The sequence below is a fragment of the Bacterioplanoides sp. SCSIO 12839 genome, from assembly GCF_024397975.1.
Classification (GTDB): Bacteria; Pseudomonadota; Gammaproteobacteria; order Pseudomonadales; family Oceanobacteraceae; genus Bacterioplanoides.
The window spans coordinates 1,117,382-1,135,748 of the sequence record NZ_CP073745.1; the positions used below are offsets into that span (position 1 = coordinate 1,117,382).

Annotated in this window: 13 protein-coding genes; 6 read left to right on the forward strand and 7 right to left on the reverse strand. The window is 46.7% G+C overall.

Features of this window, described 5'->3' with window-relative positions:
- Positions 1–46: 46 nt before the first annotated feature.
- From narI to KFF03_RS05255, 4 genes are read right to left on the reverse strand one after another with little or no spacing between them, the layout of a single operon-like run.
- Entirely contained in the window at positions 47–739 is a 693-nt protein-coding gene (narI, locus tag KFF03_RS05240; protein WP_255859437.1) for a respiratory nitrate reductase subunit gamma, read from the reverse strand.
- Positions 740–750: 11 nt separating this feature from the next.
- A complete protein-coding gene (narJ, locus tag KFF03_RS05245; RefSeq protein WP_255859439.1) occupies positions 751–1,470 on the reverse strand; it encodes a nitrate reductase molybdenum cofactor assembly chaperone in 720 nt (239 codons plus the stop codon).
- A 2-nt stretch (positions 1,471–1,472) separates the two neighbouring features.
- Entirely contained in the window at positions 1,473–3,023 is a 1,551-nt protein-coding gene (gene narH, locus KFF03_RS05250; RefSeq protein WP_255859441.1) for a nitrate reductase subunit beta, read from the reverse strand.
- Positions 3,024–3,044: 21 nt separating this feature from the next.
- Complete coding sequence (locus tag KFF03_RS05255; protein WP_255859443.1) at positions 3,045–6,791, reverse strand: nitrate reductase subunit alpha; 3,747 nt, start codon at positions 6,789–6,791, stop codon at positions 3,045–3,047.
- Positions 6,792–7,055: 264 nt separating this feature from the next.
- On the opposite strand from KFF03_RS05255, the gene KFF03_RS05260 reads away from it, so the two are divergent.
- Together KFF03_RS05260 and KFF03_RS05265 are read left to right on the forward strand one after the other, a co-directional pair.
- Positions 7,056–8,906: a HAMP domain-containing protein gene (locus tag KFF03_RS05260; protein ID WP_255859445.1), complete on the forward strand. Its 1,851-nt coding sequence runs from the start codon at positions 7,056–7,058 to the stop codon at positions 8,904–8,906.
- Positions 8,907–8,999: 93 nt separating this feature from the next.
- A complete protein-coding gene (locus KFF03_RS05265; RefSeq protein ID WP_255859446.1) occupies positions 9,000–9,485 on the forward strand; it encodes a CBS domain-containing protein in 486 nt (161 codons plus the stop codon).
- A 389-nt stretch (positions 9,486–9,874) separates the two neighbouring features.
- Here the strand turns inward: KFF03_RS05265 and KFF03_RS05270 are convergent, their stop codons facing one another.
- The gene (locus KFF03_RS05270) at positions 9,875–11,530 is read right to left on the reverse strand and encodes an MFS transporter (protein ID WP_255859448.1); all 1,656 of its coding nucleotides are present in this window, start codon (positions 11,528–11,530) and stop codon (positions 9,875–9,877) included.
- Between the two features lie 380 nt (positions 11,531–11,910).
- On the opposite strand from KFF03_RS05270, the gene narL reads away from it, so the two are divergent.
- The 4 genes from narL (at position 11,911) to KFF03_RS05290 (ending at position 17,035) form a co-directional block, all read left to right on the forward strand.
- Positions 11,911–12,561: a two-component system response regulator NarL gene (gene narL, locus KFF03_RS05275; protein WP_255859450.1), complete on the forward strand. Its 651-nt coding sequence runs from the start codon at positions 11,911–11,913 to the stop codon at positions 12,559–12,561.
- A 28-nt stretch (positions 12,562–12,589) separates the two neighbouring features.
- Positions 12,590–13,834 carry a molybdopterin molybdotransferase MoeA gene (gene moeA / locus KFF03_RS05280; RefSeq protein ID WP_255859452.1) on the forward strand — a complete coding sequence of 415 codons (1,245 nt, stop codon included), beginning with the start codon at positions 12,590–12,592 and terminating at the stop codon, positions 13,832–13,834.
- Positions 13,835–14,188: 354 nt separating this feature from the next.
- A complete protein-coding gene (locus tag KFF03_RS05285; RefSeq protein ID WP_255859454.1) occupies positions 14,189–14,884 on the forward strand; it encodes a hypothetical protein in 696 nt (231 codons plus the stop codon).
- Between the two features lie 534 nt (positions 14,885–15,418).
- Entirely contained in the window at positions 15,419–17,035 is a 1,617-nt protein-coding gene (locus tag KFF03_RS05290) for a DUF4435 domain-containing protein (protein ID WP_255859456.1), read from the forward strand.
- A 64-nt stretch (positions 17,036–17,099) separates the two neighbouring features.
- On the opposite strand, the gene moaB is transcribed toward KFF03_RS05290, so the two are convergent.
- Positions 17,100–17,645, reverse strand: coding sequence for a molybdenum cofactor biosynthesis protein B (gene moaB / locus KFF03_RS05295; protein ID WP_255859458.1), 546 nt, complete (start codon positions 17,643–17,645; stop codon positions 17,100–17,102).
- A gap of 18 nt (positions 17,646–17,663) precedes the next feature.
- On the reverse strand, positions 17,664–18,365 hold the full coding sequence (locus tag KFF03_RS05300) for a molybdenum cofactor guanylyltransferase (RefSeq protein ID WP_255859460.1): 702 nt from the start codon (positions 18,363–18,365) through the stop codon (positions 17,664–17,666).
- Between the last annotated feature and the right edge of the window lie 2 nt (positions 18,366–18,367).

An 18,367-nucleotide genomic window follows, 5' to 3' on the forward strand; every position in this document is an offset into this window, starting at 1 on the left:
TTATGGATGCCGGGTAATCGGCAATAAGATTCAGTTTTTAAACTGATTAAGAGTTGGATTGTTTGGTACGAACAATCTGGTAATTACGACGGAAATATTTCAGTGGCACGCTCCATACATGAACCAGACGGCTGAATGGGAATACCAGGAATAACGTCATACCCAGGAATACGTGTAACTTGTAAATCCAGTGTACGTTGGCGATAGCCGCAGCAGCATCTGCAACCTGGAAAGTCACCATATTCTGTGCCCAGCTCATCAGCATTAACATTTCAGCACCGTCTAAGTGACCGGCAGAAACAAAGATACTGGCCAGACCCAGAATTAACTGAGCGTATAACAGCAGCAGGATGGCGTTATCCATACTCGAGCTGGAAGCCTTAACACGTTCGTTGGTGAAACGACGGATAATTAAAATGGTTAAACCGTAAAAACAGATTAAACCAAAGAAACCACCCATCGCCATCGCGAACACTTGTTTCATGCTGGCAGTAATACCTAACACGTCCCATACCTGGTGTGGGGTTAACAGGCCCACAAAGTGACCGGCTAATACCATAATAATACCGACGTGGAAGGGCATGCTGCCTTTGCGCAACATCTTGCTTTCCAGCATCTGTGAGGAACCGGTTTTCCAGGTGTACTGGTCACGGTCGTAACGAATCAAACTACCTAATACAAACACGGCCAGCGCGATGTAAGGGTAGATGCCAAACAATAGGTCATTTAAGTAGTTCATGATTGACTCCTTTATCGCGCTTGTGCAGTCGGTTGAATAATATTTACCGGCATTTCGTTAACACGGCTTTGTTGCTCACTCGGGCGGGATACACTGCTTGGGCAGTTAGTCTGATCCGGTCCACCGGAGAAGGTCACCATTTCTTCTTCCCAGACTTTATCAATCGCTTCGTTGGTATCGTCACGTTCTTCTTTGGCGATATTTTCACGAATTTCATTCAGGTCCAGTTCTGCCTGGCTGATTTCCAGCAGGGCAGCTAATAAAGAAGCGTAACCTTCATCGCGTTGTTCCAGGCGCGATTGAAGGGTGGCCAGAATATGACTGACATCCTGCAACCAGGCACGAGCATCTTCGCGATCCTGGGTGGATAAAAACTCTAAAAACAGCGGTAAGTAGTCGGGCAGTTCTTTCGCTCCGATTTCTAATCCGGCCTGTTTATATTGTTCCATTAAATCCACCATGGCCTGGCCACGGTCACGGCTTTCGCCGTGAACGTGTTCAAACAACAGCAGGGATAAATTACGACCACGTTCAAATAACGCATCGTAATCCGATTGCCAGTCGAGCAGATCCATTGATGCACGCTGCTCAACAAAATCGATCATCTCGATTTTGGTTTCTGCGCTGATATCGTCATCAGCCTGAATCAGTTCGAAAATTGCAGCACGATCATCACCAATTTCGGTTTCCGGATAGTCAAGCAACAGGGAAATTAATTTAAAAATTTTCATTTTTATTCTCCCTGTGGGTCAAAGACTGCAGGCTTAACCACTTTACTGGTTTGTTTTTTCGCACCAAACAGGTTCAGGTCGTCGTTACCGTCGGAGCAGCCGTTACCGAAGCTGAAGCCACAACCGTTACGGGTGTCGTAAGCCGAACCAAAGGTTTCTTCGGCATAAGCTTTATGGCTGCTTGGCACAACAAAACGATCTTCGTAGTTGGCCAGCGCCATATAACGGTACATTTCTTCAACCTGACGTTGAGTGATACCGGTTTGCTTCAGCACTTCCAGGTCTTCTACCTGATCAACGTTTTGTGAGCGTTTGTAGGCACGCATCGCAATCATACGTTCCAGTGCACGAATCACAGGTGCTTCATCACCGGCAGTCAGCAGGTTAGCCAGGTATTTCAGCGGAATACGCAGTGATTTCAGATCCGGAATTTCACCGTTCATGCCAACAGAACCTGCTTCTACCGCAGACTGAATCGGGCTCAGTGGTGGGATGTACCAAACCATTGGCAGGGTACGGTATTCCGGGTGCAGTGGCAGAGCGATCTGCCAGTCCATCGCCATTTTATAAACCGGCGATTGTTGTGCTGCATCCAGCCAGGTTTGTGGAATACCTTCTTTACGAGCCGCAGCGATCACATTTTCATCGTTTGGATCGAGGAACATGTTGCACTGAGCTTCGTACAGGTCTTTATCGTTAGCGGTTTTGGCCACTTCTTCAATTTTGTCTGCGTCGTACAGCAGTACACCTAAATAACGGATACGGCCCACACAGGTTTCAGAACAAATGGTTGGTTGACCGGCTTCGATACGTGGGTAACAGAAAATACATTTTTCTGATTTGCCGGTTTTCCAGTTGTAATAAATCTTTTTGTACGGACAAGCCGATACGCACATACGCCAGCCACGACATTTGTCCTGGTCGATCAGTACGATACCGTCTTCTTCACGTTTGTAGATGGCACCACTTGGGCAGGATGCAACACACGCTGGGTTTAAGCAGTGTTCACACAAACGTGGCAGATACATCATAAATGTATTTTCAAACTGACCTAACATGTCGGTTTGTACATTATCGAAGTTTTTATCCGCTTTACGTTTGCTGAACTCAGTACCCAGAATTTCTTCCCAGTTCGGACCCCAGTTAATTTTTTCCATGCGCTTACCGGTAATCAGTGAGCGTGGACGAGCAACCGGCTGGTGTTTGCTTTCGCCAGCGGAGTGCAGATGCTGGTAATCAAAATCGAATGGCTCGTAGTAGTCATCGATTTCCGGCAGATCCGGGTTAGCAAAAATATTCGCTAAGATAGAACGTTTACCACCAATTTTAGGGGTTAATTTACCGCCTTTAACTTCCCAGCCGCCTTTCCATTTTTGTTGGTTTTCCCATTCTTTCGGGAAACCAATACCGGGTTTGGTTTCAACGTTGTTGAACCAGGCGTATTCGACCCCCTCGCGGGAGGTCCATACGTTTTTACAAGTGATAGAACAGGTATGACAACCGATACATTTATCCAGGTTGAGGACCATGCCTATTTGAGCGCGAATTTTCATAATAATCTCCTCACCTAAACCTTATTCGCCATCCAGCCAGTCGACTTTGTTCATCTTACGAACGACGACGAACTCATCACGGTTACAACCCACAGTGCCGTAGTAGTTAAAGCCGTAGGATTGTTGTGCGTAACCACCAATCATATGGGTAGGCTTCATCACGGCCCGGGTTACAGAGTTATGAATACCGCCACGGGTCTGAGTGGTTTCCGCCCCCGGCACGTTTACGATACGTTCCTGGGCGTGGTACATCATGCTCATACCTTCCGGCAGACGTTGCGATACAACCGCACGGGCAGCAATAGCACCGTTAACGTTAAATACTTCGATCCAGTCGTTATCTTCGATGTCGGCTTTTTTCGCATCGATCTCACTGATCCATACAATCGGGCCACCACGCGACAGAGTCAGCATTAACAGGTTGTCGGAGTAGGTTGAGTGGATACCCCATTTCTGGTGCGGAGTAATCCAGTTCAGTGCAATTTCCTTATTACCGTTTGGCTTTTTATCCATAATTGGCTGCACGGTTTTTAAGTTAATGGGTGGCTTGTACGACACATGGTTTTCACCAAAGTCACGCATCCACTCATGGTCCATATAAAACTGCTGACGTCCTGTGAGCGTTCTCCATGGAATATCTTCATGCACGTTGGTGTAACCGGCGTTGTAAGACACGTGTTCGTCTTCCAGGCCTGACCAGGTTGGAGAAGAAATAATCTTACGTGGCTGTGCCTGAATATCGCGGAAGCGGATTTTTTCTTCCTGCTTCGGCTTCGCCAGGTGGGTGTGATCCAGACCGGTGAATTCGCCTAATGCTTCCCAGGCTTTCACCGCAACGTTACCGTTGGTTTCTGGCGCCAGGGTCAGAATCATTTCAGCGGCATCGATCGCCGTATCCAGATTCGGACGATCTTTCGCCGGACCTTCCAGTTTTTTGTAGTTCAGCTCACCTAACAGGGCGATTTCATCGTCGGTATTCCAGCTGATGCCTTTACCGCCGTTACCTTGTTGATCCAGCAATGGGCCAATCGAGGTGAAACGCTCGTAAGTGGCCGGGTAGTCGCGGGTCACTTCGATCATATTCGGAGCCGTTTTGCCCGGAATCAGATCACATTCGCCTTTCCACCAGGACTTCACTTCACCGTATGGCATGGCCAGTTCGGCGGGAGTGTCGTGCAGGGTAGGCAGAGTCACCAGATCTTTTTCCTGACCTAAATGGCCTTCGCAGGTTTCGGAGAACTTCTTGGCGATACCTTTAAAGATGTCCCAGTCAGAACGTGCTTCCCAGGCCGGGTCAGCCGCTTTTGATAGTGGGTGAATAAACGGATGCATATCCGAGGTATTCATATCGTCTTTTTCGTACCAGGTTGCCGTCGGCAGAACGATATCCGAGTACAGACAGGTAGTGGACATACGGAAGTCCAGCGTTACCAGCAGATCCAGCTTACCTTCAGCTGGCGCATCGTTAAATTTAACGTCTTCTGGTTTGACGCCACCTTCTTCACCGAGGTCTTTACCCATCAGGCCGTGTTTGGTGCCTAACAGGTGACGCAGCATGTATTCGTGGCCTTTACCGGAAGAACCCAGCAGGTTCGAACGCCAGATAAACATGTTACGTGGGAAGTTTTGTGGGTTATCAGGGTCCTGGTTCGCAAACTGCAGCTCACCGGATTTCAGCTGTTGCACACAGTAGTCTTTGGCAGACATACCAGCGGCTTCCGCATCTTTACACAGATTCAGTGGGTTCATGCCCAGCTGAGGTGCTGATGGTAACCAACCCATACGTTCGGCACGGGAGTTGTAATCAATGATAGAACCAGACCATTTTTCTTTATTGGCCTGTGGCTCAATCACTTCTTCCATGCGCAGTTTTTCGTAGCGCCACTGGTTGGCGTGGTTGTAGAAGAACGACGTACCGTTCATATGGCGTGGTGGCTTGTTCCAGTCCAGCGCAAACGCCAGAGGTTGCCAACCGGTTTGTGGGCGTAATTTTTCCTGGCCGACATAGTGCGCCCAGCCACCGCCGGACTGACCGATACAACCACACATCATCAGCATGTTAATCACGCCGCGGTAGTTCATATCCATGTGGTACCAGTGGTTCATGGCCGCACCGATAATAATCATCGAACGACCATGAGTTTTGTCCGCGGTGCGGGCAAATTCACGCGCTACACGAATAACGTCAGCGGGTTTACAGCCGGTAACTCGCTCTTGCCATGCCGGAGTGTACGGTACGTTGTCTTCATAAGATTTAGCAACGTTGTCACCACCGTGGCCAGCATCCACACCATAGTTAGCAACGGTTAAATCGAATACGGTAGCGACTAAGGCGGTTTCACCGTTGGCCAGCTGAACTTTTTTCACCGGAATATTGCGTGGCAATACTTCGTCGTGTTCAGTGTGGTCGTAGTATTTATGTTCGTGCTCGTTGGCTGCAGTCGCGAAGTAAGGGAAGTTAACGGCAACAATTTCGTCACTGCTTTCTTTCAGGCTTAAGGTCAGTTTAACTTCGTCGCCAGACTTACCGTCTTTTTGCAGCGTATTCCACTTACCTTTTTCACCCCAGCGATAACCGATAGAACCGTTTGGAGAAATCAGCTCACCGTTATTTTCGTTAATGGCGATGGTTTTCCATTCCGGGTTATTTTCTTCACCCAGGCCGTCAACCAGATCCGCTGCACGTAAGAAACGACCCTGGCGGTATTTGTTGCCTTGAGGATCGTCACTGTCTTTTTCCAGCATTACTAAATTCGGGAAGTCGGTTTTTTCACGAACATATTTAGTGAAATATTCGCTTTGGTTTTCGATGTGGAATTCTTTCAGAATGACGTGACCAAAGGCCATCGCTAACGCAGCGTCAGTACCTTGCTTCGGTGCTAACCAGGTATCACCAAACTTGGAACATTCAGAATAATCCGACGTAACAACACAGGTTTTAGTCCCTTTGTAACGCGCTTCGGTTAAGAAGTGAGCGTCCGGTGTACGGGTTTGCGGAACGTTAGAACCCCAAACGATCAGGTAGTTGGAGTTGTACCAGTCAGCGGATTCCGGAACGTCTGTTTGTTCGCCCCAGATTTGTGGTGAGGCGGGTGGTAAATCACAGTACCAGTCGTAGAAGCTTAAGCAGTTACCGCCAATCAGCGACAGGTAACGCGCGCCTGCAGCGTAAGACACCATCGACATTGCCGGAATAGGCGAGAAGCCAGTGATACGGTCAGGGCCGAATTCTTTGGCAGTGTAAACGTTAGCGGCAGCGATGATTTCATTCACTTCATTCCAGTCTGAGCGAACAAAACCACCCATGCCACGTTGTTGCTTGTAGGACTGAGCTTTAAACGGATCAGAAACAATCGACTTCCAGGCAGCTACCGGATCAGTGTGAGACTGTTTTGCTTCGCGCCACAGTTTGATTAAGGCTTTACGAACCTTTGGATATTTCAGGCGGTTAGCGCTGTAAACGTACCAGGAATAACTGGCACCACGAGGACAACCACGCGGTTCGTGGTTCGGCAGATCAGGGCGGGTACGTGGGTAATCGGTCTGCTGGGTTTCCCAGGTAATCAGACCGTCTTTAACGTACACCTTCCAGCTACAGGAGCCGGTGCAGTTTACGCCATGGGTGGAACGCACAACTTTATCGTGTTGCCAGCGACGACGATAACCGTCTTCCCATTGGCGGTCTTCATTGGTCAGGGTGCCATGACCGTTGGCAAAGTCCCCCTGCTTCCGTTTAAAAAACTGAAGCCGATCCAGAAATTGACTCATATTGGTTCTCCTACAAGCAGCTACCCGGTTGGAATAGCGAGCAAATAACACGGTGCTTTATTTGATTTGTGCAACCAAAATAGAGCCCCGAAAGAGGAGTGAATTTGATGTGCGTCAACATGGTGGATTTATCACTGCGTTAGAGGGATGCGATCTACCCACAAAGAGGTAGCTGACTTATTACCTATGTTCTGGAGGGGGTAGCTCTATTCGGATAGCATTGCAGATACAATGTTTTTCAGAGTTATCTGGCAGGTTTTTCTTATGCTTTCAAAAATCCGAAATTCCATTGTTTTTCGTATCGGATCACTGCTGATGGCAATGACGGTCATGGCCGTTCTCAGCATGTTCAGTTCATTTGTTATTTCTGAAATTGCCGACAAAGATGCTGCCGCCATTAATATTTCCGGGTCGCTGCGTAAACAAAGCTATTTGATGTTGTCGACATTATTAGTAACAGAAGATACTGCCGGAATCGCGGAGCAGCAGGCGGTTTTTGAGCAGTTTGAAGCCATCCTGAATGACCCGGTATTAATATCCAGTGATCTGGTATCGCCGGATTCGGTATTGGCACAATCGTATAAAACCGTGGTGGTGAGTTGGAAAGCAGAAGTAAAACCGGCCTTGGAACAATATAACTTTACCCCGCAAGCCAAAATTCAGCTGTTTGATACCGTTAACTCTTTTGTTGATAAAATTGATTTTCTGGTGCTGCAATATCAGCAAGCGGCAGAATCCAAAATTGAGTTATTACGTATTATTCAGATCATTGCATTATTCAGCACACTGATTCTTGTATATGTCGCCATGACCTCCATTCACAGTCATATTGAGAAACCGCTGACACAACTGACGGCCATGGCGCGACGGGTACGGGATGGCGATTTAACGTCGCGAGTTGAGTTAGATAATAAAGACGAATTAGGCTTGTTAGCTCAGGCATTTAATTCCATGAGCGACTCCTTATCTGAGATGTATGCCGACCTGGAAGGTCGTGTTAACCGCAAAACCATGCAGCTAAAACGTTCAAATGACTCGCTGCAATTGTTATTAAACACCTCACGTTTATCGAATAACACCACCGAAGAAGATCTTGATTTTCAGCCGATTCTTGACGAACTTTCTAATCTTACCGGTATTGGCGATATGGATTTGTGTATCACTAAACAAGATGCTGATTCACCTTATATTCATTTACTGGAAGTGGATGAAGTCAGTAACCGCCCTAATTGTTATACAGGCAATTGTGATGGCTGTTTATCTCATTCCGGCACCCTGGTATCGAATGATCTGGGCTGTTACACCGTTCGTTTTGCGCTTGAACGGGAAGAGCATAACTACGGTGTGCTGGTGGCGCGGATGAAATACAAAAACGGTTTAGAAGCCTGGCAAAACCAGTTAATTCAGGCGGTTGCTGATCAGATTGCCGTTGGTCTGAGTCTGAAAAACCAGGTACACCAGGACCGCCGGGTTGCGCTGTTAAATGAACGTACTGTTATTGCCCGGGAATTACACGATTCGTTAGCGCAGTCTTTGTCGTATCTGAAAATTCAGGTATCGCGTATGCAAAAAGCTCATGATAAACAAGCCGATAGTGCGATTTTTCAGGATCTGATTGATGAAGTGCGTGATGGCTTAGGTTCTGCGTATCGCCAGTTACGGGAGCTATTATCAACCTTTCGCTTGCAGGTTGGCGGTCGTGGCTTAAAAGGAGCACTTGAAGATGCGATTAGCCAGTTAAGTGATCGGACGAATATGAACATTACTCTGGATTATCAGGTTGAATCAATATTGTTCACGCCTAACGAAGAAATTCACTTGTTACAAATTGCCAAAGAAGCACTGCAAAATTCATTGCATCACTCCAAAGGAAAAAATGTTCGGGTGGCACTGACTCAGAATAATAATCAGGTCACTGTATCGGTTGAAGACGATGGTGTTGGTATTCCCGATGGCCCGGAAAAAATAAATCATTATGGTTTGGATATTATGAAAGAGCGGGCTAAATTATTAGTGGGCAGCATTAGCATGGAACGTGTTGGTGAGCGAGGAACAATTGTCACCTTTGTCTTTTCGCCAGAATCTATTCATTCAAATGTTGCGTTAAGCCGGTAAGAGTTTATGGATTATTTTGTATCATTTTTATATCGACATTAAATAATTTTATTGTCGATTTTAAAATATAAAAAACTCATTAAGGAGTAGGTTATGGTTGATAGTCTGAGTCATTTAACCGCAAAAGATATTATGACCACCGAGGTGTTAACCGCCTACGAAGGATGGTCTGTTAAACGCTTATCGGATTTTTTAGTCAAACACCGTATATCCGGTGTGCCGGTCATCTCCAGTGATCACTCCCTGGTGGGGGTCGTCAGTAGCTCGGATATCATTCACTTTGATAGTCAGAGCCAGCAGCAAAAGAAAGAAATGGTTCGGGATGTTTATATCGAATTTTCTGGTATGAAGTACAGCGAATCGGATGTTGAAGCATTGGCAAAAAAAGCCGATGAAAACTGCACCGTTAATCAGGTAATGACGCCACATGTGATTAAGGTTGAAGAAACAGCCGAGGTGAATGACGTTATTAAACTGATGCTGAAAAGTAAAATTCACCGTGTATTTGTTACCCGGGAAAATGTGATGGTGGGTGTGTTATCAACGTCGAATATTTTACAGGCCCTGGTGGATGCCTGACATCTGAAACGTCAGCCAGGTTGTGAGTAGCCCCGTTTAAACGGGGCTTTTTTATGTCCGCTTCTCTGGCTCCCACGCTCCGCTTTCTAGCTCCCACGCTCCGCTTTCTAGCTCCCACGCTCCGCGTGGTAGCTAAATCACCAGGCTTTAACCTTCGGATTTTCTCAATCAGACAAGACTCCACGCAGAGCGTGGGAGTCAGACAAGCTAAATTTCTTTCTAGCTCCCACGCTCCGCGTGGTAGCTAAACCACCAGGCTTTAACCTTCGGGTTTTCTCAATTCAGACATGACTACCACGCAGAGCGTGGGAGCCAGACGTACCGTTGAAATAAACCAAAAAACCCGCCGAAGCGGGTTTTTTAGTTCATAAGCGAGAGTGAAAGGTTATCTACGGATTGTAGAATTCGCCACTCTTACGCAGGTAGAACCACCAGTTAATAAAGATACACACCCCATAGAATACAGCGAAGCCAATCAGTGCCACTTCAGGCGTGGTTGCCTTAATCTGCTCACCCAGCACTTTTGGAATGTAGAAGGCACCGTAAGCAGCGATGGCAGACGTCCAACCCAGAACCGGCCCCGCCTGTTCTTTGTTAAATACCATCGCAATGGTACGGAAAGTCGAACCGTTACCAATACCAGTGGCTGCGAACAGCGTCAGGAACAGCAGGAAGAAAGGCACAAAGTATTGTTCCGGGTTGGCAGACTGGTAAGCCAGCTGCATGTAGTAAGCCACACCCAAAGCACTACCCACCATCACAACCGAACAGACTTGTGTTACCAGAGCACCACCCACTTTATCAGAGATCCAGCCGCCCAGAGGTCGAATCAGAGCACCAATAAACGGGCCCATCCAGGCATACATCAGCGCACTTGGGCCATTCGGGTTAGCGGTATCGTGAGTCATTACTCCGTCAACCATCAGATGCTGGTAACCGAAGATCACTTTAATCGACAGTGGGAAAGAAGCCGCAAAACCGATAAAAGAACCAAAGGTCATGGTGTAGATCACACTCATTACCCAGGTGTGTTTGTTATTAAAAATCTGATATTGGCGATCCAGCGTCTGGCCAATGGCACCCGGAATACGTTTCAGCAGGAATACGGTAGAAACCACCACAATCACCAGCACGATTTCTTTGGGTATGCCGAAACCAGAGCCATTCACTTTTTCAGGCAATAACAACCACAGACCAAAGGTGGCCGTCAGGAAGCCCACCAGTAACATGCCGCTGATACCAGCAAATGCACCAATCGGAGAAGGAATTTCAGGAGAAACGTGTGGCGCACGGATATTATTCATGCCAAACCAGCCAGCCACCGCCAGCGGAATTAACGCCAATAACCAGACAAAACCGGCGTTGTGAATATAGGTTTCAGAGCCTGCAGGAATTTTACCAATCAGCGTACCTGAGGTGTTTTGCAGAATCATCGGGTCGCCACCAAAGGCAGCAAAAGTCATAAATAACGGCACCAGAATCTGCATGGTAGTCACACCAAAGTTACCTAAACCGGCGTTTAAACCCAAGGCTAAACCCTGCTTCTCTTTGGGGAAGAAGAAGTTGATATTACTCATGGAAGAGGCAAAGTTACCGCCACCAAAACCCGACAGTAACGCCAGTAGCTGGAACACCCACAGCGGCGTATTCTGATCTTGCAGCGCAATACCGGTACCAACCGCCGGAATCATCAATAGCGCGGTGGTAAAGAAAATAACGTTGCGCCCGCCAAACGGACGAATAAAGAAACTGCTGGGAATACGTAAGGTCGCGCCGGTTAAGCCCGCGATAGCCATTAATGTAAACAGCTCAGATTTTTCAAACGGAAAACCAAGGTTCAGCATCTGAACCGTAATAATGCCCCAATATAGCCACACGGCGAAGCCACACAACAAGCTCGGAATCGAAATCCACAGGTTGCGGGTAGCAACACTTTTTCCGGTGGATTCCCAGAAGCTTTTGTCCTCCGGATCCCATTGGCTTATATCGCCGGACTTTGCTCCCTGGGTTGGGGCAACTCCTGCGTTGTTGAGAGAGTCAGACATGAATTTCTCCTCATTGCCTTTTATGAAACTGTGTTTGCCACTATGCGAAGCCGTGTCTGAGCCAGCAATAATTCACAAGAGGTAGAAGAATTGTGGAGATAAAGAGAAAAAAACCTTAAATAATCGTCTGCAATAACTCAGTGGATTAAAAAATACGAAAAAACCGGATTTTTTTCCCCTATGAGAAGTAGGTAATTAAAAGAAAATACCCCAAAAGGGATACCTAAGTTGCTACTTAGGGTAAATCCAGCATACTGGTGGTTTATGTAATACTTGATGCACATCAAGGGTGGATGAAACACGTCTTACCAGCAGCATAAGAGTCGCCATAGGATAGGCAAACACAAAACCAGTCGCGACAGATTTACAGGGGGCAGACTATGTCAGAACAAGCAACAGTGATGATTGTTGATGACCATCCATTGCTACGAAAAGGGTTACGCCAACTGCTTGAAATGGAAGACGAGTTATTACTCGTTGCCGAAGCCCGTAGTGGTATTGAAGCGATTCCATTAGCACTGGAACACGAACCAGACCTGATTATTCTTGATTTAAATATGCCGGATATGAATGGCATCGAAACCCTGGCGAAAATTCGGGAACAATCTCTGGCATCACGCATCGTAGTATATTCCGTTTCCGATCAGGATGAAGATGTGGTCGCAGCGATTACCGGTGGTGCTGATGGTTATCTGCTGAAAGATATGGAACCAGAAGATGTGGTCGAAAAAATTAAACAGGCAGTGCTTGGCAAAATGGTGATCAGCGATCGCCTGACTGAAGTGCTGGCCACGGCATTACGCCACCCACAGAAAAACGATTCCAACCTGTACGATACCCTGACCACCCGCGAGCAGGAAATCCTGCAATTAATCGCCAAAGGCATGAGCAATAAACTGATTGCCCGTGAGCTGAATATCAGCGACGGAACCGTTAAAGTACACGTAAAACATCTGCTGAAAAAAATGAACCTGCGCAGCCGTGTTGAAGCCGCCGTGTGGGTCGTTAATCAGAAGCAGGTAGGTAAATAACAACCGTCTTGAATGAGTGACCGTTTGTATGAATGACTGCTGTAGCGCTCCCGGCCTGACGCCTCTGGATCAGGCATTGGAGCAATTATTAGCCAACCTGAAGCCGGTTACCGAAACCGAAACAATCAGCCTTGAGCAGGCTCTTGGGCGGGTGATTGCCCAACCCGTCACCAGCCAGTTAAATGTTCCACCGGCCGATAACTCGGCAATGGACGGTTATGCCCTGCGCAGTGCTGATGGCCAGGAAGGCGCTCAGTTAACCCTGATTGGAAAATCCTTTGCGGGTCACCCATTTGATGGCGAAGTGGGCCCGGGCGAGTGTGTACGCATAATGACGGGCGCTGAGATCCCGGCGGGTGCTGACAGTGTGATTATGCAAGAGCAGGTCAGCCGGGATGATCAGAATAACGCCCTGATCACGTTACAGCGCGCAGTATCGACTGGCAGCCATGTTCGTACGGCGGGTGAAGATATTGCTACCGGGCAAACGGTATTTGAGCCAGGCCGAAAACTGCGTGCTGCTGATCTCGGCTTATTGGCCAGCCTGGGCATCAGCGACATTAACGTTAAACGGCGTTTGCGGGTAGCGGTATTGTCGACCGGTGACGAGCTGAAAAAGCCAGGCGAAGCGTTAGGGCCGGGCCAGTTCTACGAAAGTAACGGTTACACCATTTCCGCGGTGTTGGAAAAGCTGAACACAGAAATTACCAACTTCGGCATTTTGGCGGATGATCTGGAAACACTGCGCTCTGCGTTCCGTCAGGCGGATGAAGTGGCCGACGTGGTGATTACCTCCGGTGGCGTTTCAGTTGGTGAAGCCGATTTTGTCAAAGACGTATTGGATGAGTTGGGTGAAATTGCCTTTTGGAAATTGGCGATAAAACCGGGTAAACCGTTTGCCTTTGGCTTTTTACCCAACAGTGTCTTTATCGGCTTGCCGGGCAACCCGGTATCCGCGCTGGTGACCATGCATCAACTGGCGGTACCAATGCTGACCAAGATCAGTGGCCAGGATGCAGTTAAACCGCTGCGTATTGCAGCCAAGGCAGGCTGCAGTATTAAAAAAGCACCGGGCCGGACGGACTTTCAGCGTGGGGTTTATCAAACCGACGAGCAGGGCAATATGACGGTGGTGACTACTGGTAGCCAGGGCTCCGGTATGTTGACCTCTATGAATATGGCCAACTGCTACATCATTCTTGAGCAGCAGCGCGGCACGGTTGAGGTGGGCGAGACTGTGATTGTGGAGCCGTTTGATAGCATTGTGAGCTGATTCGTTAATCAGCCGTTAAATACTAACAACAGTAAAAAGCCATTGTGGTGTGCTACTCGGGACAAAGCACGGCGCAATGGCTTTTTTGTATCTGGCGACCTTGTTTGATGTGATTGTTGGTGATATTTTTCGTAACAGATAAAAATGTAGGTTATAGGGCGCGTCAGAGTTTGTGGCTGTGCCCGCCTGCGAAGGGAATATTCTGCCAGGAAGGTTTCAATCGAAATCAGTTTTATATCCGAGTGTGAGAAGAGTCTCTTCAACCTTGCAAGATGTTGTAGCTTGCAAGGTAGGTGATCAAGCAAGGGCGTACTATTAAAATGCTAGGGCTCAGCCACAATCGAATAATGGATTATGATTAATATAGGAACAACGGACTTTTACTTAAACGTTACAAGCCTTCCTGTGGAAGAGTTTGAGTCATATTCGACTGAGTTATTCGATGAGTGGGAAGATTATGTTAGTAATGTCTTAAAGCTTCCTGATTATTACTTAGCGCTTGATGTTCAAGAGGGCTCTATTAGCGCTAAGAGCAAAATTCTTGTTAGCGCCACCGCTCTATGTGGCTTTCTTGCCTCTTACGGCTCAATATCTTCCGGGGTTAAAAATTTATACTCTGATGTTAGTGCTATTGGAAATTACCTCGGAGATAGGGCAGCAGCTCCATTCCCTGATTCTATTGAAAAACCTAAAGTTCGCAAACGTGGGGAGGCTCTTGCCAAGCTTGAATCTCTTTTTGTTAGGGTTGGGAATGGCTCAATATCAGTTGATGAGGCAATGACGTTAGCTGAAAAGGTATTGGGTGAAGATGTTGAGGAAGTTCCCGGATTTATGGAAGAGTTGCGAGGCTCGCTAGAGGATACGCCTTCTCAAATGAAGCTCCCTATCGAAGAGATGGAATTTCAACCAGACCCTCAGGAAAAGGAAGGCGATAGAAAACCGAGCAGCCCAAAACCGAAAACCCCAATTATTCGGCCTGACCAGTATAGGGTTGAAATTTGGAAGGAATCTAAAAAAGGTAAAAGAAATGTTCGCGTCCGTAAAATCTAGCCCTAAAAAGCACATGTTGTCGCCGCTATCGCGTCTGGGACGTTAAATGTACAAGGAGATTCGAGTGCAATCTAAGATCCCATTACCAACAGACAATATATACAAGTTCTATGCTCTATTAGGTTTAGTGATATCGCTTACGACAGCAATTATGTTTTTCATACGCCATGAGCATTACAACACTATGGCATTTGAACGTTATATACCAATGGAAACTATTAATGCTAAAAAATATTTAAACTAAGATGAAAATCTCGAATTGTTCTTGTATGAGAAAAAATCAGAAATCGACAGGTCCAATAAAGATCTTGAGCTTAGTATTTATTTTTTTGCTTTTTCTTCTTTGGCGGTGGTTTCACGTTCTATGGTTTCTACCACTGGCACACTAAAATTCAGCCCAAGCAAGATAAGATATTAGATCTACAAATACAGAAATATGAGGATGATGTGAAAGCATTTAACAAGCAATTGCATCGGACTCGTTACACTCGTTGAACTGGGCGTTATGCCACCAGAAATTGATAAGAGTTATTCATGGATAAAACGTATTCTTTAAAGTTGCCGAACTCAGATGGCTCTCATCAAGAGATCGTAACTAACCGAAGTCTTCTATTTATTGGCGCCAATGGCTCAGGAAAAACCCGACTTGGTACATGGATAGAAATGGAGTCTCCGCAAAAGAACAATGTTCATCGTATCTCGGCACAAAAATCACTTACGATGCCTGATAATACGACCCCAACGTCAATAGAGAGAGCAGAAAAAGACCTTCTTTGTGGCTACGCAGAAGCCCCTGAAGAACAAATGTGGAATTATAAGCAAGGCCATAAATGGCATAGCAAGCCGGCAATATCGCTACTAAATGACTATCAGAAGCTGATGGTCTACCTTTTTTCGGATCACACCGAAGAGAGTGCAAAGTATCTAGCCGCGTCTAAAACCTCCAATGAAAAAGTTATCCCGCCGACCACTAAGTTAGATTTAGTTAAGCAAGTTTGGGAGAAAATTCTTCCTCATAGAGAATTGGTTCTAGGAGGTCTTAGAATTCAAACAAGGGTTAAGGATGGCTCATCTAAGATATATAACTCATCTGAAATGAGTGATGGTGAGAGGGTGATCTTCTATCTTGTTGGTCAGTGTTTAGCTGCGCCTAACGATGGAATCATTGTTGTAGATGAGCCAGAAATCCATCTACATAAATCTGTACAAGCTCCACTATGGCGAGAAATCGAAAGCTTAAGACCAGATTGCTTGTTTGTTTACATGACTCACGATGTTGATTTTGCGGTATCGCTTCATGAATCTAAAAAGATTTGGCTAAAAGCTTATGATGGTAAAAAGTGGGTTTGGGAGGCTGTTGAAGAGGTCTCTGGTCTACCAGAGACGTTGTTAGTGGAAGTTCTGGGGAGTAGGAAGCCAGTAGTTTTTGTTGAAGGGGAAAATGGTAGTTATGATACATCTCTCTATCGTGCTGTTTTGCCTAATCACCTTGTAATCCCAAGTGGATCTTGCACTCAGGTTATCCAAGCAGTGAAAGCTCTCCAGTCTAGTAATCAACTTCACCACTTATCTGTCACCGGAATAATAGATCGGGACCGTAGAGTGCAAGAAGAACTGCAATCGCTAGAGCAATCTGGAATCTATGCTCTCAAAGTGGCTGAAGTTGAGAATCTTTTTTGTGTGCCTGAAGTGTTAGAAGTTGTTAGCTCTCAGTTAGCTAGAGATCCCAGCGAAGATTTTAATAATGTCTCGAAATTTATTTTTTCTAAAATGCAGTCTGAACTAGAGACTCAAATATCTCTTCGAGCTGCAGCAGAAATTAAGTATAAACTTAATCTATTTGACGAAAAGGCAAAAGGTGAGGCTGGCCTAGATTCAGCTTTATCCGATCTAGTAGATAATATAGATGTCAGTTCTATCTATAATGAGTCAAGGACTCTTCTTGAAACGATTGTGGAAAATAAAGACTATTTAGAGTTGTTGAGAGTGTACAACCGAAAATCTATGTCTAGCCAAATCAGTAAGCACCTAGGTCTTACTGGCGGTAGCTTAGCAGAGCTAGTTGTTAGGTTGGCTTGTGGTCAAAGGGCTGAAGATATTTCTCAAGCGATCAGGCCTTATTTCGGTAATTTTCCAAGCAATCTGGCATAACAAGGCACTCAGAACCACCACCCAGCTCTGCAGCTCAAATTGCGCAGAGCTAGGGCACTAACCATCACCCCCGACTAGAGCAAGCCGGTGTCACCGAACGCTTCAGTTCATTCACAAAATTACACGGCCCCTGGCGTGCATCCAGCTGTGGCCGAATAATCGACTCCCAGGCAGTATGGCAAGCATTGGTCGAACCCGGCATACAGAAAATAATCACACCATTCGCTAAGCCTGCAATCGCACGGCTCTGAATGGTAGAGGTGCCAATCTGCTCATACGAGATCTGGCGGAATAACTCGCCAAAACCATCCACTTCTTTATCCAATAACGGGCGCACCGCTTCCGGCGTAGAATCACGCTGAGTAAAACCGGTGCCGCCGGTAATTAATACGCCTTGTACATCGCCGTCGGCAATCCAGTTCGATAATATCGCACGGATCTGATAAATATCGTCGATCACTATTTTGCGGTCAGCCAGTTGGTGGCCTTCTTCCAGTAAATTATCCACCAGTAACTGGCCACTGGTGTCATTATCCAGCGTGCGGGTATCAGACACGGTTAACACCGCCAGATGCAGCGGTTCAAATTCAGTTGTAATTTTATGACCCATAAAAACCTCGATAAAACGTCAGCTGGCTTTGTTCGCCAGCGTTAAATTTGGACGTAAGTGAAAACCAGCCTGTTGCCATTGCTGTGGTGTGTTGGCATTCGTCAATGATTGGCTGTGGGGTGCAATTAAGGCATCAGCATTGATCTGCTGGCACAGTGCTTTAATCGACAGCCCGCGTGGTTTACCGCTGTTGTGCGCCTGTTGTAACCGTTCGAGCATCAGCTGATGGTGTGACGGGTTAAGTGGCAAAAACAACGGTAGAAAATGATTGCGGAAATAACAGGCACGGTTTCCCACTTGCCCCTGAGACAATAAATATCGCAACGTGCGTTCCGTCAGCAGCGGTAAATCAATCGGCACAATTAATAATGCTTTACCCGGATCTGACTGTTGCAGGCTATAACGAACCGCCGCTTCAATACCTGCTAATGGCCCACAGTTGTTGAAGTTATCGGATATACGTGGCAATGCAGAATTATGCCATTGTTCATCCTGTTGATGAGGGTTGCGGCTTAACAGGACTTCTTTTAAACCCAGCTTGGATAATAACTCCAGCATATAACTCAGCTGGGTTTGGCATTGCTGTGGCTGTTGTTTAATGTGCTGCGGTTGAGCGTGCTGCTGACGCGCTAACAAGGCTTTGTCTGTACCCATACGGCTGGACTGGCCACCGGCCAGTAATAACGCACGTATGTCAGACGTATCAATCCAGTTAACCACTG

What these genes read in the sequence shown, in the direction of transcription:
- narI (WP_255859437.1), bottom strand. Translation starts at nt 739, where the DNA reads ATGAACTACTTAAATGACCTATTGTTTGGCATCTACCCTTACATCGCG.
- narJ (WP_255859439.1), bottom strand. Translation starts at nt 1,470, where the DNA reads ATGAAAATTTTTAAATTAATTTCCCTGTTGCTTGACTATCCGGAAACC.
- narH (WP_255859441.1), bottom strand. Translation starts at nt 3,023, where the DNA reads ATGAAAATTCGCGCTCAAATAGGCATGGTCCTCAACCTGGATAAATGT.
- KFF03_RS05255 (WP_255859443.1), bottom strand. Translation starts at nt 6,791, where the DNA reads ATGAGTCAATTTCTGGATCGGCTTCAGTTTTTTAAACGGAAGCAGGGG.
- KFF03_RS05260 (WP_255859445.1), top strand. Translation starts at nt 7,056, where the DNA reads ATGCTTTCAAAAATCCGAAATTCCATTGTTTTTCGTATCGGATCACTG.
- KFF03_RS05265 (WP_255859446.1), top strand. Translation starts at nt 9,000, where the DNA reads ATGGTTGATAGTCTGAGTCATTTAACCGCAAAAGATATTATGACCACC.
- KFF03_RS05270 (WP_255859448.1), bottom strand. Translation starts at nt 11,530, where the DNA reads ATGTCTGACTCTCTCAACAACGCAGGAGTTGCCCCAACCCAGGGAGCA.
- narL (WP_255859450.1), top strand. Translation starts at nt 11,911, where the DNA reads ATGTCAGAACAAGCAACAGTGATGATTGTTGATGACCATCCATTGCTA.
- moeA (WP_255859452.1), top strand. Translation starts at nt 12,590, where the DNA reads ATGAATGACTGCTGTAGCGCTCCCGGCCTGACGCCTCTGGATCAGGCA.
- KFF03_RS05285 (WP_255859454.1), top strand. Translation starts at nt 14,189, where the DNA reads ATGATTAATATAGGAACAACGGACTTTTACTTAAACGTTACAAGCCTT.
- KFF03_RS05290 (WP_255859456.1), top strand. Translation starts at nt 15,419, where the DNA reads ATGGATAAAACGTATTCTTTAAAGTTGCCGAACTCAGATGGCTCTCAT.
- moaB (WP_255859458.1), bottom strand. Translation starts at nt 17,645, where the DNA reads ATGGGTCATAAAATTACAACTGAATTTGAACCGCTGCATCTGGCGGTG.